This window comes from Pseudomonas sp. TE21394, assembly GCF_054057835.1.
On record NZ_JBSRZR010000001.1, the window covers coordinates 791,216 to 812,417 of the forward strand.

General features: G+C 65.7%; 23 protein-coding genes. 6 read left to right on the forward strand and 17 right to left on the reverse strand.

From position 1 onward, the window contains the following. The first annotated feature begins 171 nt into the window (after positions 1–171). The 3 genes from ACVWZT_RS03625 (at position 172) to ACVWZT_RS03635 (ending at position 3,768) form a co-directional block, all read left to right on the forward strand. Positions 172–981 carry a cytochrome C assembly family protein gene (locus tag ACVWZT_RS03625; protein WP_457468208.1) on the forward strand — a complete coding sequence of 270 codons (810 nt, stop codon included), beginning with the start codon at positions 172–174 and terminating at the stop codon, positions 979–981. A 9-nt stretch (positions 982–990) separates the two neighbouring features. Beyond that, positions 991–2,190 carry a transporter associated domain-containing protein gene (locus ACVWZT_RS03630; protein ID WP_296230936.1) on the forward strand — a complete coding sequence of 400 codons (1,200 nt, stop codon included), beginning with the start codon at positions 991–993 and terminating at the stop codon, positions 2,188–2,190. 276 nt (positions 2,191–2,466) lie between these two features. Beyond that, entirely contained in the window at positions 2,467–3,768 is a 1,302-nt protein-coding gene (locus ACVWZT_RS03635) for an MFS transporter (protein ID WP_296230937.1), read from the forward strand. Between the two features lie 38 nt (positions 3,769–3,806). On the opposite strand, the gene purT is transcribed toward ACVWZT_RS03635, so the two are convergent. The 5 genes from purT to ACVWZT_RS03660 all read right to left on the reverse strand — a co-directional run bounded on the left by purT (position 3,807) and on the right by ACVWZT_RS03660 (position 7,042). Continuing rightward, positions 3,807–4,988 carry a formate-dependent phosphoribosylglycinamide formyltransferase gene (gene purT / locus ACVWZT_RS03640; protein ID WP_457468210.1) on the reverse strand — a complete coding sequence of 394 codons (1,182 nt, stop codon included), beginning with the start codon at positions 4,986–4,988 and terminating at the stop codon, positions 3,807–3,809. Between the two features lie 76 nt (positions 4,989–5,064). Further along, positions 5,065–5,532, reverse strand: a complete 468-nt coding sequence (locus ACVWZT_RS03645) for a VUT family protein (RefSeq protein WP_296230940.1) — start codon at positions 5,530–5,532, stop codon at positions 5,065–5,067. 141 nt (positions 5,533–5,673) lie between these two features. Next, the gene (locus ACVWZT_RS03650; RefSeq protein WP_296230942.1) at positions 5,674–5,880 is read right to left on the reverse strand and encodes a DUF1289 domain-containing protein; all 207 of its coding nucleotides are present in this window, start codon (positions 5,878–5,880) and stop codon (positions 5,674–5,676) included. Continuing rightward, the gene (locus tag ACVWZT_RS03655) at positions 5,873–6,397 is read right to left on the reverse strand and encodes a gamma carbonic anhydrase family protein (protein WP_457468212.1); all 525 of its coding nucleotides are present in this window, start codon (positions 6,395–6,397) and stop codon (positions 5,873–5,875) included. The genes ACVWZT_RS03650 and ACVWZT_RS03655 overlap by 8 nt, the downstream gene beginning before the upstream one ends. Positions 6,398–6,442: 45 nt before the next feature. Continuing rightward, complete coding sequence (locus ACVWZT_RS03660) at positions 6,443–7,042, reverse strand: CoA pyrophosphatase (RefSeq protein ID WP_003252125.1); 600 nt, start codon at positions 7,040–7,042, stop codon at positions 6,443–6,445. Positions 7,043–7,166: 124 nt separating this feature from the next. On the opposite strand from ACVWZT_RS03660, the gene ACVWZT_RS03665 reads away from it, so the two are divergent. Together ACVWZT_RS03665 and ACVWZT_RS03670 are read left to right on the forward strand one after the other, a co-directional pair. Then, the gene (locus tag ACVWZT_RS03665; RefSeq protein WP_296230944.1) at positions 7,167–7,718 is read left to right on the forward strand and encodes an NUDIX hydrolase; all 552 of its coding nucleotides are present in this window, start codon (positions 7,167–7,169) and stop codon (positions 7,716–7,718) included. A 22-nt stretch (positions 7,719–7,740) separates the two neighbouring features. After that, the gene (locus ACVWZT_RS03670; protein ID WP_296230945.1) at positions 7,741–8,295 is read left to right on the forward strand and encodes a L,D-transpeptidase family protein; all 555 of its coding nucleotides are present in this window, start codon (positions 7,741–7,743) and stop codon (positions 8,293–8,295) included. 63 nt (positions 8,296–8,358) lie between these two features. Here ACVWZT_RS03670 and ACVWZT_RS03675 read toward each other — a convergent pair whose 3' ends face one another. The 12 genes from ACVWZT_RS03675 to ACVWZT_RS03730 form a co-directional block, all read right to left on the reverse strand. Then, the gene (locus ACVWZT_RS03675) at positions 8,359–9,018 is read right to left on the reverse strand and encodes a hypothetical protein (protein ID WP_457468215.1); all 660 of its coding nucleotides are present in this window, start codon (positions 9,016–9,018) and stop codon (positions 8,359–8,361) included. After that, positions 9,015–9,401, reverse strand: a complete 387-nt coding sequence (gspM, locus tag ACVWZT_RS03680) for a type II secretion system protein GspM (protein WP_457468217.1) — start codon at positions 9,399–9,401, stop codon at positions 9,015–9,017. Before gspM ends, ACVWZT_RS03675 begins: the two co-directional genes overlap by 4 nt. Then, positions 9,398–10,474: a GspL/Epsl periplasmic domain-containing protein gene (locus ACVWZT_RS03685; protein WP_457468219.1), complete on the reverse strand. Its 1,077-nt coding sequence runs from the start codon at positions 10,472–10,474 to the stop codon at positions 9,398–9,400. Before ACVWZT_RS03685 ends, gspM begins: the two co-directional genes overlap by 4 nt. Further along, positions 10,471–11,061 (reverse strand): type II secretion system protein, encoded by a 591-nt coding sequence (locus ACVWZT_RS03690; RefSeq protein WP_296231080.1) that lies wholly within the window; start codon positions 11,059–11,061, stop codon positions 10,471–10,473. The genes ACVWZT_RS03685 and ACVWZT_RS03690 overlap by 4 nt, the downstream gene beginning before the upstream one ends. A 95-nt stretch (positions 11,062–11,156) precedes the next feature. Then, complete coding sequence (locus ACVWZT_RS03695) at positions 11,157–11,525, reverse strand: type II secretion system protein GspI (protein ID WP_296230954.1); 369 nt, start codon at positions 11,523–11,525, stop codon at positions 11,157–11,159. Beyond that, the gene (gene gspH / locus ACVWZT_RS03700) at positions 11,522–11,959 is read right to left on the reverse strand and encodes a type II secretion system minor pseudopilin GspH (protein WP_296230955.1); all 438 of its coding nucleotides are present in this window, start codon (positions 11,957–11,959) and stop codon (positions 11,522–11,524) included. The genes ACVWZT_RS03695 and gspH overlap by 4 nt, the downstream gene beginning before the upstream one ends. Positions 11,960–11,962: 3 nt before the next feature. Further along, positions 11,963–12,397, reverse strand: a complete 435-nt coding sequence (gene gspG / locus ACVWZT_RS03705) for a type II secretion system major pseudopilin GspG (RefSeq protein WP_296230957.1) — start codon at positions 12,395–12,397, stop codon at positions 11,963–11,965. 17 nt (positions 12,398–12,414) lie between these two features. Continuing rightward, positions 12,415–13,617, reverse strand: coding sequence for a type II secretion system inner membrane protein GspF (gene gspF / locus ACVWZT_RS03710; RefSeq protein WP_457468221.1), 1,203 nt, complete (start codon positions 13,615–13,617; stop codon positions 12,415–12,417). Between the two features lie 3 nt (positions 13,618–13,620). Then, a complete protein-coding gene (locus ACVWZT_RS03715) occupies positions 13,621–15,069 on the reverse strand; it encodes a GspE/PulE family protein (protein ID WP_296230960.1) in 1,449 nt (482 codons plus the stop codon). Next, positions 15,069–16,838, reverse strand: a complete 1,770-nt coding sequence (gene gspD / locus ACVWZT_RS03720; RefSeq protein ID WP_296230961.1) for a type II secretion system secretin GspD — start codon at positions 16,836–16,838, stop codon at positions 15,069–15,071. Before gspD ends, ACVWZT_RS03715 begins: the two co-directional genes overlap by 1 nt. Before the next feature lie 3 nt (positions 16,839–16,841). Beyond that, positions 16,842–17,267, reverse strand: coding sequence for a pilus assembly protein PilZ (locus tag ACVWZT_RS03725; protein ID WP_457468223.1), 426 nt, complete (start codon positions 17,265–17,267; stop codon positions 16,842–16,844). Continuing rightward, positions 17,264–18,904 (reverse strand): lipoprotein UxpA, encoded by a 1,641-nt coding sequence (locus tag ACVWZT_RS03730; protein ID WP_457468224.1) that lies wholly within the window; start codon positions 18,902–18,904, stop codon positions 17,264–17,266. Before ACVWZT_RS03730 ends, ACVWZT_RS03725 begins: the two co-directional genes overlap by 4 nt. A gap of 223 nt (positions 18,905–19,127) precedes the next feature. On the opposite strand from ACVWZT_RS03730, the gene ACVWZT_RS03735 reads away from it, so the two are divergent. After that, positions 19,128–21,188 carry a PhoX family protein gene (locus tag ACVWZT_RS03735; protein ID WP_457468226.1) on the forward strand — a complete coding sequence of 687 codons (2,061 nt, stop codon included), beginning with the start codon at positions 19,128–19,130 and terminating at the stop codon, positions 21,186–21,188. Positions 21,189–21,202 lie beyond the last annotated feature (14 nt).

The window sequence follows — 21,202 nt, forward strand, 5'->3', positions numbered from 1 at the left end:
TCTGTTCGCGGGCATGCCCGCTTCCAGCGGATCCTCCGCTGCCTGCAGGCCTGCACCAACCCTGCAGGAGCTGGTTGACCCGCGAATGCCACGCCGCGGTCTGCCAGTCTTCCTAGAGCGCCGGGATCTATGCCAAACTCCGTCTCTTTAAAGGCTCGCCAACCAGGACTTATGGTCTCCTCACCCAGCCTCATCCCCAACCTGATCGCCGCCGTCCTCTATATAGCCGCGGCCGTCTACCAGGGCTCGTTCCTGGCCCGCAACCGCAAGGCCGACAAGCGCCTGCTCGCCCTGCTGGGCGCCTTCGCTGTGCTCGCCCAGGGCGGTGCGCTGTTCTCCCAGCTGATCACCCCGCTGGGCCTGAGCCTGGACTTCTTCAGCGCCGCCAGCCTGATCGCCGTGGCAGTCATCACCCTGACTTTGCTGGCCTGCCTGCGCATACCGGTGGAAAACCTGCTGGTGCTGCTGTTCCCGCTGGGCGCGGTGACCGCGCTGCTGGCGCAGTTCGCCCCCCCCGGCACAGTGCCGCTGATCGACGAGGAACCGGGCATCCTCGCACACATCCTGCTGTCGATCCTGGCCTACGGCCTGTTCACCATCGCGGTGTTCCAGGCGCTACTGTTGCTGCTGCAGGACCGCCAGCTGAAAAACAAGCACCCATCCGGGCTGATCCGCAACTTCCCACCGTTGCAAACCATGGAAAGCCTGCTGTTCGGCTTCCTCTGGGCCGGTTGGTGCCTGCTGTCGCTGTCGCTGATCTCCGGCTGGCTGTTCCTCGACAACCTGTTCGCCCAGCACCTGGTGCACAAGACCTTGCTGGCTTGTGTCGCCTGGGTGGTATTCAGCGTGCTGTTGTGGGGCCGCACCCGCCTGGGCTGGCGTGGCCACAAGGCCATCCGCTGGACACTGGCCGGTTTCTGCCTGCTCATGCTGGCCTATTTCGGCAGCAAGCTGGTTCGCGAATTCATCCTGCATATCTGACGGCCGCCCATGGATACCCTGCCGTACGCACCGCTATTCGGCACCCTGGCACTGGCACTGTTGTGGTCGGCACTGTTCAGCGCCGTGGATGCTGCCCGCCAGCAGCTCAATGGCTCGCGCAACGGCGATGACAGCCCCGCGCTGCCCGCCCAGGCGTTGGTACTGTGTGCCAGCCTGGGCAAGTTGCTGGTGTTGGGCCTGGCCTGCCTGATCGGCCAGCGCCACAGTGGCGAACACGGTTTCTGGCTGGCTGGCCTGGCTGCCACCCTCACCTTGCTGGTGTTTGCCGAGTACCTGCCACGCCGCCTGGCCCGGCGCAACCCGCAGGCCTTCGTCAGCCTCGGTGGCAGCCTGCTGAGAATGCCCCTGGCCCTGCTGCAACCACTGGCCTGCCTGCTGGATGGCATTGCCAGGCTGGTCCTGCGCCCGTTCCGCGTGCAACCCAAGGCAGTGGCCGTGCATCCGCCGGAAGTGGATGATTTCGACGAGGACGACGCACACGAAGCGCCGCGCCATGGCCTGCTTGACGGCCTGCAGTCACTGGACAAGATCACCGTCAATGACATTCTGGTGCCGCGCAACGAAGTGGACGGCATCAACCTCGACGAGCCGATCGAGCGCATCATCGAGCAACTGATCGTCAGCCGCCACACCCGCCTGCCGGTGTACCACAGCGACATCAACCAGGTTGAAGCGATCCTCAACACCAAGCTGATCAGCCACCTGCTGCCCAAGGCCGAGCTGACCCTGGAGAAGCTCCACAGCGCCTGCTACGAGCCCTATTTCGTACCGGAAAGTACGCCCCTGCAGATGCAGCTGCTGAACTTCCACAAACAGCAACGCCGCCTGGGCGTGGTGGTGGATGAATACGGTGAAGTACTGGGCATCGTCACCCTGGAAGACATCCTCGAAGAAATCGTTGGCGAATTCGAGGACGAGCACACCCTGGACAACCCCCACGTCCACCCCCAGCCTGATGGCACCTTCGTGATCGACGGCACCGCTTCGCTGCGCGAAATCAATCGCACCCTGGGCTGGCACCTGCCCTGCGACGGCGGGCCGAAAACCCTCAACGGGCTGGTCACCGAAGCGCTGGAAAGCATCCCGGAAAGCGCCGTCTGCCTGAAGATTGGCCGCTACCGCCTGGAAATCCTCGAAACAGAGGACAATTGTGCCAGCAAGGTACTGGTATGGACCGTGACCCGATAGCTATACTCGGGCCACGCTTACCCAGCCTCGCCGTCCCGCCTGCTATCCGCACCCGGCGCTCCACGGCCAGTCCGCCCCACTGACACGCCCCGCGGTCCTGCTTCAACACCCCGAACAGTGGCCGTCCCCGCCCCTATCCCCCTTGGGCTATCGTCAGTCTGGCGTGCACAACAACAAAACGCTCCGGCGCCCGCGCAGCCGTGCTGGCTTTTCTGCTTCGCACGCCGTCGCCGGCCACGCCCATGGAGCCGGATCAGACTGTCAGGGACCTACTTAATGACAACCAGCAGCACTTATGCCGAAGCACCTGCCGCGCCGGTCAACTCGCCCGCGCGGGTCGCCACCGCCAGTTTCATTGGCACCGCCATCGAGTTCTATGATTTCTACGTCTACGCCACTGCCGCAGCCCTGGTGATCGGCCCGGTGTTCTTCCCTTCGGGGTCAGGCACCGCGCAGATGCTGGCGGCCTTTCTCACCTTCGGCATCGCTTTCCTGGCGCGCCCGCTGGGTTCGGCACTGTTCGGCCATTTCGGCGACCGCATCGGCCGCAAATCGACCCTGGTCGCCTCACTGTTGCTGATGGGCGTGTCCACCACGGCCATCGGTGTGTTACCGGGCTATGACAGCATTGGTGTATGGGCGCCGATCATCCTCTGCCTGTTGCGCTTCGGCCAGGGCCTTGGCCTGGGTGGAGAATGGGGTGGCGCGGCGTTGCTGGCCACCGAGAACGCACCGCAAGGCAAGCGTGCCTGGTTCGGCATGTTCCCGCAGCTGGGGCCGTCGATCGGCTTTCTGGCCGCCAACGGCCTGTTCCTGACCCTGGCCCTGGTACTCAGCGATGAGCAGTTCCGTGCCTGGGGCTGGCGTATTCCGTTCCTGCTCAGTGCGGCGCTGGTGCTGGTCGGCCTGTATGTGCGCCTGAAACTCGAGGAAAGCCCGGTGTTCGCCAAGGCAGTCGCCCGCCAGGAACGGGTGAAGATGCCGGTGGTCGACCTGTTTGCCAGACACTGGAGGCCGACCCTGCTGGGCGCGGCGGCCATGGTAGTGTGCTATGCACTGTTCTACATCTCGACAGTGTTCTCGCTGAGCTACGGCGTGACCACGCTGGGCTACAGCCGCGAAACGTTCCTCGGCCTGCTGTGCTTCGCGGTAGTGTTCATGGCCCTGGCCACGCCACTGTCGGCCTGGCTCAGTGACCGTTACGGGCGCAAGCCGGTGCTGGTCGTCGGTGGCCTGCTGGCGGTGGCCTCGGGCTTTACCATGGAACCGCTGCTGACCTCGGGGTCTACCGCAGGCGTGGCGCTGTTTCTCGCCATCGAACTGTTCCTGATGGGCGTGACCTTTGCGCCGATGGGGGCACTGCTGCCGGAACTGTTCCCGACCCATGTGCGTTACACCGGGGCGTCGGCTGCGTATAACCTGGGCGGTATCGTCGGGGCCTCGGCGGCACCGTTCTTTGCCCAGAAACTGGTGAGCATGGGTGGGTTGAGCTGGGTCGGGGGGTACGTGTCGGCGGCAGCGGTGATCAGCCTGCTTGCCGTACTGTGCCTGAAAGAAACTCGCGATACTGCGCTTTGAATGATGGGGGCCGCTATGCGGCCCCCTGCGATCGCAGGTCAGAACTCGACCTTGACCGCCTGCGCAGCACGGGTCGCCTTGGCCCGGGCCAGCTCGACCGATTCATCCCGCGCCAGGCACACACCCATGCGCCGCGTACCGTTGATTTCCGGCTTGCCGAACAGGCGAATGGCGGTATCCGGCTCGCCCAGCGCTGCGCCCAGGTTGGCGAAGCTGGTCTGCTGCGACCGGCCTTCCGGCAGGATCACCGCCGAGGCCGACGGGCCGAACTGGCGCACTGCCGGAATCGGCAGGCCAAGAATTGCCCGGGCATGCAGGGCAAACTGCGAAAGGTCCTGGGAAATCAGGGTGACCAGGCCAGTATCATGCGGGCGTGGCGACACTTCGCTGAACCACACCTGGTCACCCTTCACGAACAGCTCGACACCGAACAAGCCACGGCCGCCCAGGGCATCAGTGACCGCCTTGGCCACACGCTGCGACTCGGCCAGCGCCTTCGGGCTCATGGCCTGCGGCTGCCAGGACTCCTGGTAGTCGCCTTTTTCCTGGCGGTGACCGACCGGCTCAAGGAAGGTCGTGCCGCCTACGTGGCGCACGGTCAGCAGAGTAATCTCGTATTCGAAGTCGATGAAGCCCTCGACGATCACTCGGCCCTTGCCGGCGCGGCCGCCTTCCTGGGCGTATTCCCACGACTTCTGCAGGTCGGCAGCGCTACGCAACAGGCTCTGGCCCTTGCCCGACGAACTCATAACCGGCTTGACCACGCATGGGTAACCGACATCGGCCACGGCCTTGGCATAGTCTTCATAGGTGTCGGCGAAGTGGTATGGCGAGGTCGGCAGGTCCAGCTCCTCGGCGGCCAGGCGGCGGATGCCTTCGCGGTTCATGGTCAGTTGGGTGGCGCGGGCAGTCGGCACCACGTTGAAACCTTCGTTTTCCAGCTCGACCAGGGTGGCGGTGGCGATAGCTTCGATTTCGGGGACGATATAGTGCGGCTTCTCGGCCTCGATCACGGCGCGCAGGGCAACGCCATCGAGCATGTTGACCACGTGGCTGCGGTGCGCCACCTGCATCGCCGGGGCATTGGCGTAGCGGTCGACGGCGATCACTTCGACGCCCAGGCGCTGCAGTTCGATCACCACTTCCTTGCCCAGTTCGCCACAGCCGCAAAGCAGTACACGGGTCGCGGTGGGCGACAAAGGGGTTCCGATACGGGTCATTTCAGGTCCTCGAAGGCATCCGGGGCCGCACCAGGCTTGGCGCCGCCCGCTGAAAAAGGACCGCTATTCTACACCATCAACCGGCGGCAGCGGCCCGCCGGGCGCGAAATGCCATGGCCAGCCACACCGCGGTGACACCGGCAAACTTCGAAGCCATGGCCGTACCGACCACGGCCGGGACCAGGGCACCGATCATGCCGAAGAAGATGAACGTGTCCACCGGGATGCTCAACGCCGAGCTCAACCACAGGCGGTCGCGCAGCGGGCGGCGGGTGATGCTGAACACCAGCCAGTCAATCAGTTCGGAAATGAAGAACGCAGTGGCACTGGCCAGCGCGATGGCCGGTTCCGAGGTGACATAGGACAACACCAGCGCCACCAGCATGGCGACCAGCGCGCCGTGGCCGAAGCGGGTCTGCACCATGTCGCGCAGGATGAACACCAGGCCGCCCCAGGCGGACCAGATGATGTCCAGGTGCGGGGCGCTGGAGAAGGCGTAGTTGATCAGCACTACGCTGCTGATGTAGGCAAACAGGTAGAACATGGTGAGTGGTCTGTGGGCAAGGCGCACAGAGTAGCGGTGGCCTCTTCGCGGGGCAAGCCCGCTCCCACAGGTACACCAGCGCTTTCGATGCAGCATCCAACCTGTGGGAGCGGGCTTGCCCTGTGAAGAGGCCACCACTGATCAGACGCCGAAGATCACCCCGGCCGCCAGCGCCCGCTCATGGCAAAGCTTGAGCACCGCACGGCGTTCGCTGTTGTCCATTTTCGACCAGCGGCTGATTTCAGCCACCGTACGCTGGCACCCGGTGCAGATGTCCTGCTCGTCCAGGCCGCAGATACTCACACAGGGTGAAGGTACCGGCCGCTCCGCCACAAGCGTGTCACTCATCGTCGACCACCAGCTCGCGAGCATAGCGCTCGGCGTTGTGCACATAGTGCGCGGCGCTGGCCTCGAGCATGCGCTTCTGCTGCTCGGTCAGCTCGCGCACGACCTTGCCCGGTGAGCCCATCACCAGGGAACCATCGGGAATTTCCTTGCCCTCGGCAATCAGCGCATTGGCGCCGATGATGCAGTGCCTGCCGATACGCGCGCCGTTGAGGATGACCGCATTGATGCCAACCAGGCTGTAGTCGCCCACCGTGCAGCCATGCAGCATGGCGTTGTGGCCTACGGTCACGCCCTTGCCCAGGGTCAGCGGCGAGCCCATGTCGGTGTGCATCACGGTGCCATCCTGCACGTTGCTGCCTTCGCCGATATCGATCAGCTCGTTGTCGCCGCGCAGCACCGCGCCAAACCACACGCTGGCATTGGCCTGCAGGCGGACCTTGCCGATCAGGGTAGCGGTGGGTGCGGCCCAGCTGGTGGGGTGGCTTTCGACCCGCAGGTCGCCCAGGCGGTATTTCATGCTTGCTCCTCAGGCTGCGACGCAGATGGCGGGGTAGGCCCCCGCTCAGTTTTCGATGTAACGCTCAGGCGGCTGGTGCAGGCTGATGCCGGCATCGAACAGCAGGTTGACCAGCTCGACGATCATGATCGCCGACAAGCCCCAGATCTTGTATTCGCCATAGCGATAGCTGGGCACATACCAGCTGCGCCCCTGGTAATCGATACGGTGGGTGTGGTCGCGCGGGTCCTGACGGAAAAATTCCAGCGGCACAGTGAATACTGCCGCGATCTCGGCGTCATTGGCGCGGTATTCGACAAAATCCGGAATGAGCCCGACGAATGGCGTCACTTTCAGGCCATGCAGCGAAATCAACGGGCTGAGCGGGCCGATGACTTCCACCAGGCCGGGCGGCAGGCCGATTTCCTCTTCGGCCTCGCGCAATGCGGTGAACACCAGGTCCGGGTCTTCCGGGTCGCGCCGGCCACCAGGAAAGGCCACTTCGCCACCATGGGTGGACAGGCCTTTGGCGCGCAAGGTAAGAACCAGTTCGGGCGCTTCGCTACGGGTAATGGGCAGGAGCACCGCCGCTTCGGGGAACCGTCGGTCGGTTTCCAGTGACGCGGGTTGGTGGTTGCTCATTCGGCGAAGTAGCTCGTCCAGCATTGCGCACGCTCGTATTCAAGACCTGCTCTGCATGATGCACCAAAGCCGCGCAGCACCCAAGCCCCGGACGCTTGCGGTGCCCAGGCTGTCGCGCCAAGATAAGCCTGAGCGAAAGGAACCCGACATGAAATTCTGTAGCACGTGCGGCCAGCTGGTGACTCAGCAAATCCCTGCAGGCGACAGCCGCCTGCGCTATGTCTGCGAGTCCTGCCAGACCATTCATTACCAGAACCCCAACATTGTCGCGGGCGTGTTGCCGACCTGGGGCAGCCAGGTGCTGCTGTGCAGACGCGCCATCGAGCCGCGCCGGGGCTTCTGGACCCTCCCCGCCGGGTTCATGGAAAATGGCGAGACCCTCGACCAGGCCGCCCGTCGCGAAACCGTCGAGGAAGCCTGCGCCCGGGTCGGCAGCCTGGCCCTGTACCAATTGTTCGACCTGCCGCACATCAATCAGGTGCATGTGTTCTTCCGTGCCGAGCTGGCGGACCTCGACTTTGCCATTGGTGTCGAAAGCCTGGAGGTACGGCTATTCGAAGAACACGAGATACCGTGGGGCGAGCTGGCTTTCCGCACAGTCACACGCACACTAGAATGCTACTATCGTGACCGCATCGGGCAGCACTACCCCATAGGCCATGAATACCTGCCGCCGATGACTGTCTCGACCATTACCTAGAAGCCTTCAGGGATACCGTTACATGCGCTGGTTGCTTGCCCTTTTCTGCCTTTGCGTTACCTCGGTGTCACAGGCGGCGTTCACCGAGACCATCATCCGCAAACCCCAGCCGGCAGCGCAGATTCAGTCGCCTTCGCAAAAGGCCATGCAGCCGCTGATCGACAAGGTACTGGTGATCAAGTCCGAGCGCCGTCTGCAATTGATCAGCCGTGGCGAACCCCTGAAAACCTACCGCATCTCCCTGGGCAAGCAGCCCAAGGGGCCCAAGGAACGGGAGGGTGACAAGAAAACCCCCGAGGGGCTTTACTGGCTGGACTGGCGCAAGCAAAGCGACCGCTTCAACCTGGCCATTCACATCAACTACCCGAACGTCAGCGATGCCGCCCGTGCGACCCGTGAAGGGGTGAGTCCCGGCAGCATGATCATGATTCACGGTACGCCGATCAACGACGAGTATCCGGAGTGGTACTTCCATACGCTGGACTGGACCGATGGCTGCATTGCCATGCGTAACCGCGACATGCAGGAAGTGTGGGACCTGGTGCGCGATGGTACGCTGATCGAGATCCGCCCTTGATATGGGCGGCGATATGAGCGGCTTGCAACAGGCTGAAGGGAGGCTCGGCGTTCTCTGGGCGCCCTACCAGCGAAAGTCCCGCTGCCCGGCCAGTGCCTGCGGCCCGAGCCACTGCATACCCCGCAGCAATGGTATCAACGCCGCCTCGGACTGCAATTCATACACCAACCGGGCCCGGCGCCCAGGCAAGTCTGCGTCCATTGCCAGCTGATGCTGCCCCTGTTGTGCCAGTTGCCCGCGCAGGCGCCAGCCGTTGCCGCAGTCCATTTCCAACCAGCCCTGCCCCAGGCCCAGCGACCACGGCTCGCTCATGGCGAGGTCGGTCACCAGCAGGCGGCCGTCGCTGCCCTGGCATTGGCGCCCAGCGCCCTCGACGCGCAATGCGCCCTGCCATTGCCCAGCCAGGCGGTAATCCGTGGATGTCGTCAGCTGCGGCCCCATGGCCGTCGCCGCCAGCTGCCACTGCCATGGCCAGCCTTCAGCACGCAGTTGCCAAGCCTGACCCTGCCAGCCGACCTGCGCGCTCGCCTGCAGGCGCCAAGGCTGCAGCGCCCAGCGCAGCGGCCCTACCCCCCCCAGCTGCTGGGCCTGGCCTTGCCACAGGCTGCCACTGACTTCGCGCATGGGCAGGCCGAACGCACGCACCACCCAACTGGCCGGCAGTTCCAGCAGCAGCGACACGGCGAAAACCAGCAGCACCCAGGCCACACTTCTTCGGCTCATGGCTGCACCACCAGCTCGAAGCGCAGCCCCTTGCCGTCGTGTTCCAGCCCCCATTGCAGTGGCTGTACGCCTTCGGCACGCAGGCTCTGCAGCCAGCCTTGCAGTTGAAGCTCGTCAACCACCTGGCCACGCAGTTGCCAGACCTTGCCTTGCGCATCGACCTCAGCCAGTTCGATGCGCCGGGCCTGGGCCGACTGGCGTAGCCGTTCGAGGTTCAACCCCGGGCCGCCGTGCAGGCTGGCGGCCTGTTCCGCCAGCCCGCGCCATTGGCTGAGCTCGCGCCATTGCGCAAGGCCGGTGCGCAGAGCCAGCACGGCCAACAACAGGGCAATCACTGCCCAGGCGAACTTGAAACGGTGACGCTGTATCCAGTACCGGTTCATGAGGCCGCCCCCAGATCGAATACCACTTGGCCAGCTTGCACCTGAACAGTCGCACCGGCAGCGCTGGCCATGTCCTGCCAAGGCGGTGCACTACCCTCACCCGCCAGACGCACGTGCCAGCGCTGGCCATCGAAGCGCACCGCGCGCAGGTGCCAGCCGGGGTGCTCACGCAGCCAGGCCTGCAATGCCGCTTGCAGGTCTTCGAGCTGGCGCAGGCGCACTCGTTGTTGCAACTCACCTTCGCGCAGCCGTTTGAGCGCCTGCGCGGCGTGACGCGGGCTGGCCTGGGCGCCGGTCACGGCAACGACCTGGCTGCGCCAGAGTTGCGCCTGGCGCCATTGCTGGGTCATCCACAGCCCGCCCCATGCAGCAGCCAACACCAGGCAAGCGGCAAGCAGGCGGCGCTGCGGTCGGGATACCAGCGGCAGCGCACGCGCCTTGCGGGCAGCCTCGAACAGGCCCGGCAATTTATCGAGCGATGGCAACGCCGTTGGCCAGGCACCGCCCAGCGACACCGTGTGCAGCTCCGCCCACGGTTGTGGAAGCGCATCACCCAATGCCTCCGGCCAGGCCAGCCAATGTTCCTGGCCATCTGCGCCCAGCCCTTTGCACAAGCGCAGATCGGCTGTGCGCTGCCAGTGCCAGGCAGTGCCCGCCTCAGGTGTCGGCAGTAGCTGCAGCTCTGCCCAGCAACGTTCCACCGGCAAGTCCCATTCGGCGCACTGAGTTCGCCAGCTGTCCAGCCGCTGTCGCGCCACCACCAGCAAACGAAGGTAACCGGGCTCACGCGCCAGGCAGGCACAAGTCACTTCATCCGGGGCCTGCAGCAAGCGGTCTTCGAGCAGCAGCGGCCATTCTTCACGTCTGAGCCCGGGCGGCGCCGGCACGCGAAAATGGCTGCAGGCCTCGGCAGGCACAATCAGCGCGGCGCGCGCCTGCAGGTGCAGCGGCGGCTTGCCCTGCCCCTGGTCTTGCACTACACCACCATCGACCAGCGCCCAGTGCCAGGTAGCACCTGGTCGCAGCAACAGCCAAGGCCGGGCCGCTATGCGCCGGCGCCATTCAACTTTCATGAGCGCCCCCATGGGAGCGCGAAGGTGCAGACATAGGGAGCCCCGTCACGCTGCAATTCCAGGCGCACGCCACGGCCGGGGTGCGCGGGTTGGTCGGAAGGCCAGGCCAGCCAGCGGCCGCCCTGGTAATACAGAACATTCATGGCGCTGACCCGCTCGAGCCGTTCACGCTCGAGCCAGCGCGGAGCGGCAGCGGCGTACAGGTCGGCCGAGCTTTCCAGCAGCAGGCGTTGCTCACGGGCCTCGAAACGCAGGCGCTGACGTTGCAGGCGTGCGCCGCCTTCGGCTTCCGGCAGGCCGGTGGAGGCGACCCAGAGCAGCTGGTTGCTGGCTGGCTGCCAGTCGAGCCAGCGGCTGGCCAGGGGCAGGCGCTGTTCGTAGATACGGCGCATTACCGGGCTGTCGAAACGCCGCTCCAGGGCCAGGCAAAAGTCCAGCACCGAGGTTTCCTGGGTGGTGGCCTGCAAGCGCTCGCGCACCTTGAGCCAGCCATTGACCAAAGCGGCAAGCAGAATGCCGAGCACGGCAGTCAGGGCCAGGGCGACCATCAGCTCGATCAGGGTCAGGCCGGCCTGGCGGCGTTTCAGCGGCAAACGCCTGCGCTGATGAGAGGGCTGAACCGGTGTTGCAGCGGGCGTGTTCGCTCCCCCAGGGACCGCACAGGCTTCACGGTTTCCGTAACTCATGGGCGCTCCAGAAACACGGTGTACTGACCTAGCGGCAGGCGCTGGTCACGATCGGCGGACAGCAGTAGTTCCCCGCGACGCAAGTCGCGCACACCGGTGCGGCGCAGCTGCAACTGCCAGTGGCAGGCCTGGCCACCCTGGCTGAGTTCACCGCTCACCTGATCGTTGCTGGGCCAGAACTGCTCGACCGCAAAGCGGGTTTGCAACTCGCGTGCACACAGCAGGCCGAAGCGGTGTTGCTGCAGGTTCTCCTGCACGGCCAAGCGCTGGCGCAGCACCTGGCTGGTGATCACTGCCAGCACGGCGGCGATCGCCAGGGCCACGGTGACCTCGAGCAAGGTGAAGCCGCGCTGATGCCGCTTCATGGCGCCACCGCTATATGCAAGCGGCCATCACGGCCCCAGGCCCAGCGTTGGCTACCATCGGCCCAGCGCCAGTGCACGCTGCCCGGCTGTGCCCAGCCGTGCGGGGTGAACAGCAGCTGAGGCTGCGAGCTGGCTGGCCAATCCGGGTGCAGGCCTTTGGGCCAGTCGCCCAGGGCAACCGTCTCGAGCGCCCAGGCATCGTCTTGGCGGCGCACGAACTCCAAGCGCTGGCCGTTCCAGCGCAGGCCGCGCAGTTGCCCGGCATGCCGGGCCAGCACGGCCTGGCTGCGGATCTCCGCCGCCAGGCGCTGCAAGGCTTGCTCGACAGCGGCCTGGCCGTTGCCGAGAGCGGTCACCGCCAGCCCTGTCATCAGCCCGGCGATGGCCAGCACCACCAGCAACTCGATCAGGCTGAAACCCCGCTGCCGACGCACCCGTTACAGCTCCCAGTTGCCCAGGTCGGCATCCTGGCCTTCGCCTCCCGGCAGGCCGTCGGCGCCCAGCGAGTACACGTCGACCCGGCCGTGCTCGCCGGGCATGCGGTACTGATACGGGGTACCCCACGGGTCTTCCGGCAGGCGGCGCACGTAGCCGTCACTGCGCCAAGCCCGGGGCAGCGGCTCGTGAACCGGTTTTTTCACCAGCGCAGCCAGGCCCTGCTCGTTGCTGGGAAAGCGCAGGTTGTCCAGACGGTACATGTCCAGCGCCTGCTCCAGGGTGGCCAGGTCGGCCATGACCTTCTGTTTCATGGCCTTGTCCTGGTTGCCGAGCACGCTGGGCGCGACCACGGCGATGAGCAGGCCGATGATGAAGATCACCACCATGATTTCCATGAGGGTGAAACCGCGCTGGCGGTGGCGTCGATGCTGCATGGCAATACTCCTTGCGTTCACAGTTGCAGGCCCTGGTTGAGTTGCATGATCGGCAGCAGCACCGCCAGCACGATGAACAGCACCACGGCGCCCATCACCAGGATCATCAGGGGTTCGAACAGCGCCATGGCGGTGTCGACCTGGCGGGCGAAGCCGCGCTCCTGGTCGACGGCCACCCGCTCGAGCATGTCGGCCAGGGTGCCGCTGGCCTCGCCACTGCCGACCATGTTCACCAGCAGTGGTGGGAATTGCTGGCTGGCATCCAGCGCGCGGTGCAGGCTGGTGCCGCCCTGCACCTGCAGGCGCACCTGTTCCATGGCCTGGCGGATACGCCGGTTGCCGACGGTTTCGGTGGCCACCTGCAGGGCTTCGAGCAGGGCCACGCCGCTGCCAGTGAGGATGGCCAGGCTGCGTGCCAGGCGCGCGCTTTCCAGCACCTGCAGCAGGTTGCCGACACGTGGCAGGCGCAACAGCCACTGGTCACGGCGCAGGCACCATTGCGGCTTGCGCAGCAACCAGCCACCGAGCGCCGCGAGCACCACGGCCAGCCCCAGCAGCCAAGGCCCGGCCTGGACCAGCCCCTGGCTCAGGCCGATCAACAGCGAGGTGATCAGCGGCAGGCTCTGCCCGGCATGGGCGAATTGCTCGGTGAGCTTGGGCACGACGAAGGTCATCAGGCCGATGACCACCGCCAGCGACACGCCCATCAGCACCGTGGGGTAGATCAGCGCAGTGCGCGCCTTGTGCTGTTGCCGTTGCACCTGTTCCAGGTGATCGGCCAGGCGGGTCAATACCTGGGCCAGGCGCCCGGAGCGTTCGCCGGCCTCGACCAATGCGCAGTACAGGCCACTGAACGGTGCGCCTTGGCGCGCCAGGCTGCGGGCCAGGCCCAGGCCTTCGGCAAGCGAGCCGCGCAAGGCCACCAGCACGCTGTGCAGGGCGGGCTGGCGCAATTGACGTTCAAGGGTGGCCAGGGCGTCGACCAGGGGGATGCCGGCAGCCGTCAGGGTGGCCAGTTGACGGGTCAGTTCGCATAGCTGGGCGCGGCTCAGGCGCTGGCGCCGGGGTTGCCGGGTACCGGCCTCGTGGCGCTGCAACTGGCGGGCGAACAGCCCCTGCTCGCGCAACAACTGGCGCGCGTGGCGTTCGCTGTCGGCTTGCAGGCTGGCCTTGCGGGTCTTGCCGGCGAGGTCGACGGCCTGGTAGCGATAGGTCGGCATGGCTCAGCCCTGCACCACACGCAGCACTTCGGCCAGGCTCGTCTCGCCACGCGCCAGGCAGTCGCTGGCCATCGCCACCAGGCTCTGCCTGCGTTCGGCCAGGTAGTCGTGCATGGCCAGTTCGCTGGCACCGTCATACAGCAGGCCGACCAGACCGGCGTCCAATTCGATGAATTCGTACAAGCCCAGGCGCCCCCGGTAACCGCTGCCCTGGCACTGCTCGCAGCCCACCGCGTGGTAACTGCTGCCGAGCGCCGCCAGCTCGGGCCACAGCCCCCGTTCAGCCGCCTGCAGCGGGTGCGCCACGGCGCAACTGCACAGGCGCCGCACCAGGCGCTGGGCCAGTACGCCGCGCAGGCACGAGGCGATCAGGAACGGTTCGATGCCCATGTCGCGCAGGCGGGTCACTGCGCCCACCGCACTGTTGGTGTGCAGGGTGGACAGCACCAGGTGGCCGGTGAGGCTGGCCTGCACGGCAATCTGCGCGGTTTCCTGGTCGCGGATTTCGCCGAGCATGATGACGTCCGGGTCCTGCCGCAGGATTGCCCGCAAGCCGCTGGCGAAGGTCAGCCCGGCACGCGGGTTGATGGCGGTCTGGCCAATGCCGGCGATGGCGTACTCCACCGGGTCCTCGACAGTGAGGATATTGCGGCTGCCGTCGTTGAGGCTATTGAGGCTGGCGTAGAGGGTGGTGGTTTTGCCCGAACCGGTCGGGCCGGTGGCCAGTACGATGCCGTTGGGCCGCGCCAGGCAACCGCGCAGGCCCTGCAGCACCGCCGGCGGCATGCCCAGGTTGCCCAGCGCCAGCAGGCTGGCCTGCTTGTCGAGCACGCGCATCACCACCCGTTCGCCATGGATGCCAGGCAGGGTCGAGACCCGCACGTCCACCTCGCGCCCGGCTGCACGCAGGGTGATACGGCCATCCTGGGGCTGGCGCTTTTCGGCAATGTCCAGGCGCGCCATGACCTTGATCCGCGACACCAGCATCGCTGAAAGCGCACGGGGTGGGCGCAACACCTCGCGCAGGTGGCCGTCCACCCGCAGGCGCACCACCAGGCTCTGCTCGAAGGTTTCGATGTGGATATCCGAGGCGCGCAGGCGCAGTGCCTGGCCGAACAGGCCGTTGATCAGGCGGATCACCGGGGCTTCGTCGTCGCTTTCCAGCAGGTCCTCGATGCGCGGCATCTCGCTCATCAGGCTGTCCAGGTCAACCTGCTCGCCGATGCCTTCGATCAGTGCCTCGGTGGCGTTGGCCTCAGCCTGGTACAGCTGGCCCAGGCGTTCATCGAACAGCGCAGGCTCGAGATATTCGAGCAGGCTGGGCTGGCCATGCACACGCAGCAGCTCTTGCAGCTGTGCGCTGTCGGCATCGGGCCGCAGCCACAGCTGCCAGCCCTGCTCGGCCGGGGCCATGGCTACCCCACTCTGGCGCGCTTGGCGATAAGGCAACATCACCAGTCACCGCCTTCCAGGCGCGCGCGGCTGGCGGGGAATACCTGCAGCAACTGCGGGCTGCCTGCTGCCAGGTCCGGCAGTTGCAGCGGTGTGGTCTGTTGCAGGCTGCGGTACTTGCCTTCGCTGAGCCCTGCCAGGCTGGGCCCGTCACGCAGGATACGCGGGCGGATGAACACCATCAGGTTCTGCTTGGTGTTCTTGCTGGCATCGGAGCGGAACAGCCGGCCAAGGTAAGGGATATCGCCCAACAGCGGCACACGCTGGTTGCTGGTACTCAGCTCGTCACTGATCAGGCCACCAAGGATCACCAGGCCGTTGTCCTCGACCATCACCTTGGTCTTGATTTCGCGCTTGTTGGTGATCACGTCGCTGGCGGCGCTCGAGTCGGCGATCGACGACACCTCCTGGACGATATCCAGGCGCACGCTGTTGTCGATGTTGATCTGCGGCTTGATGCGCAGTTTCACGCCGACTTCCTTGCGCTCGATGGTCTGGTACGGGTTGGCGTTGTTCTGGGTCACCGAGCCGGTGACGAAGGGCACTTCCTGGCCAACCAGGATCGACGCCTCGGCGTTGTCCAGGGTCAGCAGGGTGGGCGTGGACAGCAGGTTGAAACCACTCTTGCCCTTCAGCGCATTGACCAGCATGGCAAAGTTGAAGCCACCACCGAAATGGCCGATGCCCGCGGTGGCCCCCGTAGTAGATGACAGCAGGTCGCCCAGTGCCTCGCTGTCGCCGCTGGCGGCCGCCCCGGCGATACTGGCGATGTTTACCCCATTGCTGCCGAAGTTGACGATGCCAGCGCCAAACTTCTCGTCGGCGAACAGCCACTGTACGCCCAGCTCCTGGGCACTGCTGTCGGAGACCTCGGCGATGATTGCCTCCACCACCACCTGGGCACGACGGATATCCAGTTGCTCGACGATACTGCGGTAGGCAGCCAGCTCGCTGTCGGGGCCGACCATGACCACGGCGTTGGTGCCTTCCTCGTATTCCAGGCGGATACCGCTGCCACCGCCGGCAGCCGTCACCGGCCTGTCCTTGGCCTCGGCTGCATTGGCGTCTTCGGCCGGCACCATGCCTTCCTGGCTCAGGCCACGCAGCACCTTGACCACTTCACTGGCACTGGCGTGGCGCAGGTAGATCACCTGGGTGCCGGTGTTGTCCGTCACTTCGCCTGGGCGGTCGAGATGTTGCAGCAAGCTGGCGATACGATCCAGGTTGCTGCGCCAGTCGGTCACCACCAGTTGCTGTGCTGCCGGATACGGCGTGATCACCCCTACTCGCGGGTCGATCAGAGGTTTGAGAATGCCGAGCACCTGTTCGCTGGCCGCGTTGCGCACATTGAAAACCCGGGTGGCCACGCTGTCGCTGCCCTCCCCCTGCTGCCCGGCGGGTTCCACCGGTACCGGCTCCAGGCGCGCGGCCTGGTCCGGGACGATCTTCACGCTGCCGTTGGGCAGGTCGACAGCGGCATAGCCCTGGGCGCGCAACTGCGCCAGGAAGATGTCGTAGATCGCATCGGCGTCGTGCATGTCGACGGTGCGCACGGTGACCTTGCCCTTGACCCGGGGGTCGACGATGAAGGTAGTGCCGGTGATCCGCGACACGCTGTCGATGAACTCGCCCAGGTCGGTGTCGACGAAGTTCACCTCGTACAGGGGCGTGCCATTGTCGTCGAAAACCGGTTCTTCGGCATTGGCGGCAGGCAGGCCCATGGACAAGACCAGGCCCAAGGCGGCCGCAACGCAATATCTGACAGGCATCGTTCATCCTTGCCGCTTGAAGCCGGTCACGACGGGGCGTGGCGGCCAGGGCAGGCGTTCACGCCGCCCCTGGTTGTTGAAAATCAGGCCATCGTTGTCGATGTCCTGCAGCACGATCCCGGGCGCCAGGCGCTGGCCACGGGCCAAGGTGCGCACCTGCTCGCCATAGCGCAACACCACCACGCTGGCGGCCAATGGCTGGGCCTTGAGGCCGCCGAGGTATTGCAAAGGCAGGCGGGTAAGGGCGATGGCTCCATCGTCGACGGGCGCCTGCCAATGGCCGGCCATCAACCCGGGCAGCGGCATGTCGGCCATGCCGGGCGCAATGGCTGGTTGCGGCTGACGGCTCAGTTGCAGCACGCACTGGGCGGCCAGCCAGCCGGCCAGGGTCAGCCCAGCGCCAGTGAGCAGGCGCGAGGCGAGTATCACGAAGCCAGCTGCCGCGGGTGCCAACCTGGGTGTCCTTGCACGTAGCGCACTTCGGGCAACTGCAGCGGCGCGAGTTGCCAGTCTGCTGGCTGGCGGGCAAGCCAGGCCTCAACGCTTTGCCACAATGGCTCACCAGCCTGGGCCTGGAATTGCAGGCCGAAGGTACGGCAAAGGCCTTGCACCGGTGCCAGGCCAGTGATGCGCTTGCCTTGCGGGCTGTAGCTGACCCGCCAGGGCTGGCCCAGCCAGCGCGGCAGGTCCTGGCTGTTGTCCAGCAACAACGGGTCACCGAACAATTGCTCCGCAGCGTTTTCCAGCACCTGCTCGACTTGCCGGGCCGGCGCTTCGACCACCGGGGCCGGGTAACCACCGGTGAGGCTGATCAGATGTTCGCGGGTGATGGCCGCTCCGGCGGGTAGCGGGCAGTCATAACGCAGCCCGGGCAGCAGCACCGGCATGTCGCTGTCGCCGGCCAAGGCCTGGTGCAACAGGCGGTCCCAGCTGCCACCGCGGGTATCACGGCGCCACAGGGCTTGGGGCGCACGGGCCAGGGGTTGATCGAGCCAGGCCGCATGGCCGGCGCGCTGTCGACGCAGCTCGGCCTGCAATGGTGCGACACGCAGCTGCGCAGCGGGGGCCAACTGCTGCTCGAAGGCAGGAAAAAAACGCCCGTCGAACTGCCACAACCCGGCCACACGTCGACAGCGCAGGCGGAAGGCGCCGCTGCCCCGGCAACCGGCGAACAGCACCGGTACCCGGCGGCCGCTGGCCTGGCTCACCTCGACCGGAGCCGGCCACAGGTCCTGGCCACGGGCGCACAACAGCACGTCGATCTGCGGCACCCGCTCGGCCAGCCACAGTCCGGGGCCTGTGCCAGCATCGGCCAAGGCCACCACCAGGTCGGCCTCGCGGCGTGCCTGCTCGAACACTGGCTGCAGCGCCTGGTACCACTGCTTGAGGGAGGCCTTCTGGTCCTGGGCGTAGGGGTCGGTCACGCCGACCACGGCAATCCGTGCACCGCCACGCTCGAACAGGTGCAGGCTTTCCAGGCCGAGGGTCTGACGCTGTGCGTCTGCCAACCCGGCCCCCAGGGTAATGGCGCTGGCCTGGCGATACAGGCCCGGGCAGCGTTGTGGCCACAGCACGCGTTCATCACTGCTGACCCGCGCTTCGATTCCCAGCAACTGGCTGCCTTGCACCCCGCTGTCACCCTGGGTCAGGTAGGCCAGGCCACTGCCATTCCAGCCCTGGCCGTTCTCCAGGGTCAGGCTGTTACCTGCCCCGGCCTCATCGCGCAACTGCTCGAGCAACGCCGCCAGCACGGCGTAGCCGCCCAGCTGGGCAGATGCCGCCTGGCTGGCATCGAGCAGGGGTGCCAGCTGCGGATAGGCGAGGCTGGCGTTGCTGCCAGTCATCCATGGCGCGCGGCCCAGGTGGCTGACCGGTCCCAGGCGCGTGGCTGGCACCACGGCCTGGCCCGGCTGGCGAGCATCGAGGGTATCGGCCACATACAGCAGGTCGAGGCTGGCATTGCCGCCCCGTTGCCCAGGAAAGGCGGAGCAGGCGCCGAGCAACGGCGCCAAGGCACCGACACCCATCCAGCCGATCACTTCGCGCCTGTGCACACTGCTTGCCATCGAAGCCGCCATCCTTTTCCATGTCCATTCCGGGCCCCGGATGTTGCGGCGTTGGTATTACAGTTTGATGGCAGAAATCAGACAACATTCCAGACTGATCTGTAGTTCAGGTTTTTAAGCGCGCAAGGTTTTAAGCGCCCGTTAACATTTCTGCCAAGGAATCATCATATTTGCCCTCTAAAGTCGCGGTTTCCTCTAACTCAGCCAACATAAGGACACCCTGATGAGTCGAGATACCGGCGACAACCTTGACCGGAACCAAAGCGGCAACCTGCCGATGGCCAGCGTCATGGACGCTTACCTGAGCCGTCGCAGCGTGATGCGCGGCAGCCTGGGCGCCGCCATCGCCATGATTGCCGGTACCGGCCTGACAGGCTGTTTCGACGGTGGCGGTTCGGATCACGATGATCCCGTCACCGAACCGCCGGTGACTGAGCCGGAAAAGCCAAAACTGGCATTGGGTTTCCAGTCCATCCCCGGCTCGCGCACCGACGCCTGCGTGGTTGCAGCTGGCTACAGCGCCTACGTACTGGCGCCCTGGGGCACGCCGATCAACCGCAACGGCAACCCGTGGAAGGCCGACGGCAGCAATACCTCGACCGACCAGGCCAACGCCATGGGCATGCACCACGACGGCATGCACTTCTTCCCCATCAACGGCAGCTCGGAAGATGGCCTGCTGGCGATCAACTTCGAGTACATCGACACCGCGGCCCTGCACCCGGCCGGCCCGACCACCGATATCAACGGCAAGCGCCCGGCCGAGGAAGTACGCAAGGAAATCAACGCCCACGGTGCCGGTGTAGTGCGCCTGCAGAAAGTCGGCGGTCGCTGGCAGGTGGTCGATAACGACCCGCTGAACCGCCGTTTCACCACAGCCTCGCGCATGGAAATCACCGGCCCCCTGCGCGGCACCGATCACGTAAAGACCAAGTACTCGCCGGACGGCACCCACTGCCGCGGCACCAACAACAACTGCGGCAACGGCTACACCCCATGGGGTACCTACCTGACCTGTGAAGAGAACTGGCCAGGCATTTTCGTCAACAAAGGCACCCGCCCTGAAGACCAGCGCCGCATTGGCGTGAGCACTTCCAGCGGCCAGTACAAATGGGAAACCGCGGCGGGCGACAGCAGCGAGGTAGCCGACGAATTCGCCCGTTTCGACGTCACCGTCAAAGGTGCCAGCGCCACCGACGACTATCGCAACGAAGCCAGCACCTACGGCTACATCGTCGAGATCGACCCGTACAACAGCGCTACCCTGGCCACCAAGCGCACGGCGCTGGGCCGTTTCCGTCACGAGGGCTGCGCCCCGGGCCTGCCGGTCGCCGGCAAGCCTCTGGTCTGGTACATGGGTGACGACTCGAACAACGAATACCTGTACAAGTGGGTGTCCACCGCCGTATGGGATGCCGCCGACGCCAACCCGGCCGACCGCCTGGCCACCGGCGCCAAGTACCTCGACCAGGGCAAGCTCTACGTGGCGCGCTTCAATGCCGACGGCACCGGGGCCTGGCTGCTGCTGGACGTTGCCACCACGACCACTGCCGGCAGCACCCTGGGTGCCTTGTATGGCGACCTGCCGGGGATCATCCTCAACACCCGCGGCGCTGCCGATGCCGTAGGCGCAACGCCAATGGACCGCCCGGAATGGACCACGGTCAACCCGCTGAATGGCGACGTGTACCTGACCCTGACCAACAACAGCGCGCGCACCCCGGAAAAGGTCGATGCAGCCAACCCGCGCGGCCCGAACCGGCACGGCCACATCATTCGCTGGCACGACAGCGACGACCAACTGAGCTTCACCTGGGACATCTTCGTGTTCGGCGCCAATGCAGCCGGCACTGCCGACATCAACCGCTCGGGCCTGACCGAACTGAACCAGTTCGCCAGCCCTGACGGCATGAGCTTCGATAGCCGTGGCGTGCTGTGGTTCGAGACCGACAACGGCGAGAGCAGCGTGACCGACTACACCAATGACCAGCTGTTGGCAGTGATCCCGACCAACCTGGTCGATGCCAGCGGCAAGCAGGTGCCGGTGAACGCCCAGAACCAGGTGGACCTGCGCCGCTTCTTCGTCGGCCCGAATGGTTGCGAGGTGACCGGAATTACCTTCACCCCCGACAACAAGACGCTGTTCGTGAACATCCAGCACCCGGACAACTGGCCATATACCGACCAGGCCACCGATGCCACCCCGGCGGGGACCACGGTAAGGCCGCGGGCGGCGACGGTGGTGATTCAGCGGATTGATGGCGGCGAGATCGGGACCGCCTGACATGGTGCCGGTCA

Excerpts from the sequence above, each read along its gene's own strand:
- gspF (WP_457468221.1), bottom strand. The coding sequence starts at position 13,617 with ATGCCGACCTATCGCTACCAGGCCGTCGACCTCGCCGGCAAGACCCGC.
- gspM (WP_457468217.1), bottom strand. The coding sequence starts at position 9,401 with ATGAACCGGTACTGGATACAGCGTCACCGTTTCAAGTTCGCCTGGGCA.
- ACVWZT_RS03675 (WP_457468215.1), bottom strand. The coding sequence starts at position 9,018 with ATGAGCCGAAGAAGTGTGGCCTGGGTGCTGCTGGTTTTCGCCGTGTCG.
- ACVWZT_RS03695 (WP_296230954.1), bottom strand. The coding sequence starts at position 11,525 with ATGAAGCGGCATCAGCGCGGCTTCACCTTGCTCGAGGTCACCGTGGCC.
- ACVWZT_RS03630 (WP_296230936.1), top strand. The coding sequence starts at position 991 with ATGGATACCCTGCCGTACGCACCGCTATTCGGCACCCTGGCACTGGCA.
- ACVWZT_RS03670 (WP_296230945.1), top strand. The coding sequence starts at position 7,741 with ATGCGCTGGTTGCTTGCCCTTTTCTGCCTTTGCGTTACCTCGGTGTCA.
- ACVWZT_RS03715 (WP_296230960.1), bottom strand. The coding sequence starts at position 15,069 with ATGTTGCCTTATCGCCAAGCGCGCCAGAGTGGGGTAGCCATGGCCCCG.
- purT (WP_457468210.1), bottom strand. The coding sequence starts at position 4,988 with ATGACCCGTATCGGAACCCCTTTGTCGCCCACCGCGACCCGTGTACTG.
- ACVWZT_RS03625 (WP_457468208.1), top strand. The coding sequence starts at position 172 with ATGGTCTCCTCACCCAGCCTCATCCCCAACCTGATCGCCGCCGTCCTC.
- ACVWZT_RS03685 (WP_457468219.1), bottom strand. The coding sequence starts at position 10,474 with ATGAAAGTTGAATGGCGCCGGCGCATAGCGGCCCGGCCTTGGCTGTTG.
- ACVWZT_RS03735 (WP_457468226.1), top strand. The coding sequence starts at position 19,128 with ATGAGTCGAGATACCGGCGACAACCTTGACCGGAACCAAAGCGGCAAC.
- ACVWZT_RS03660 (WP_003252125.1), bottom strand. The coding sequence starts at position 7,042 with ATGCTGGACGAGCTACTTCGCCGAATGAGCAACCACCAACCCGCGTCA.
- ACVWZT_RS03730 (WP_457468224.1), bottom strand. The coding sequence starts at position 18,904 with ATGGCAAGCAGTGTGCACAGGCGCGAAGTGATCGGCTGGATGGGTGTC.
- ACVWZT_RS03650 (WP_296230942.1), bottom strand. The coding sequence starts at position 5,880 with ATGAGTGACACGCTTGTGGCGGAGCGGCCGGTACCTTCACCCTGTGTG.
- ACVWZT_RS03665 (WP_296230944.1), top strand. The coding sequence starts at position 7,167 with ATGAAATTCTGTAGCACGTGCGGCCAGCTGGTGACTCAGCAAATCCCT.
- ACVWZT_RS03635 (WP_296230937.1), top strand. The coding sequence starts at position 2,467 with ATGACAACCAGCAGCACTTATGCCGAAGCACCTGCCGCGCCGGTCAAC.
- gspD (WP_296230961.1), bottom strand. The coding sequence starts at position 16,838 with ATGCCTGTCAGATATTGCGTTGCGGCCGCCTTGGGCCTGGTCTTGTCC.
- ACVWZT_RS03655 (WP_457468212.1), bottom strand. The coding sequence starts at position 6,397 with ATGAAATACCGCCTGGGCGACCTGCGGGTCGAAAGCCACCCCACCAGC.
- gspG (WP_296230957.1), bottom strand. The coding sequence starts at position 12,397 with ATGCAGCATCGACGCCACCGCCAGCGCGGTTTCACCCTCATGGAAATC.
- ACVWZT_RS03645 (WP_296230940.1), bottom strand. The coding sequence starts at position 5,532 with ATGTTCTACCTGTTTGCCTACATCAGCAGCGTAGTGCTGATCAACTAC.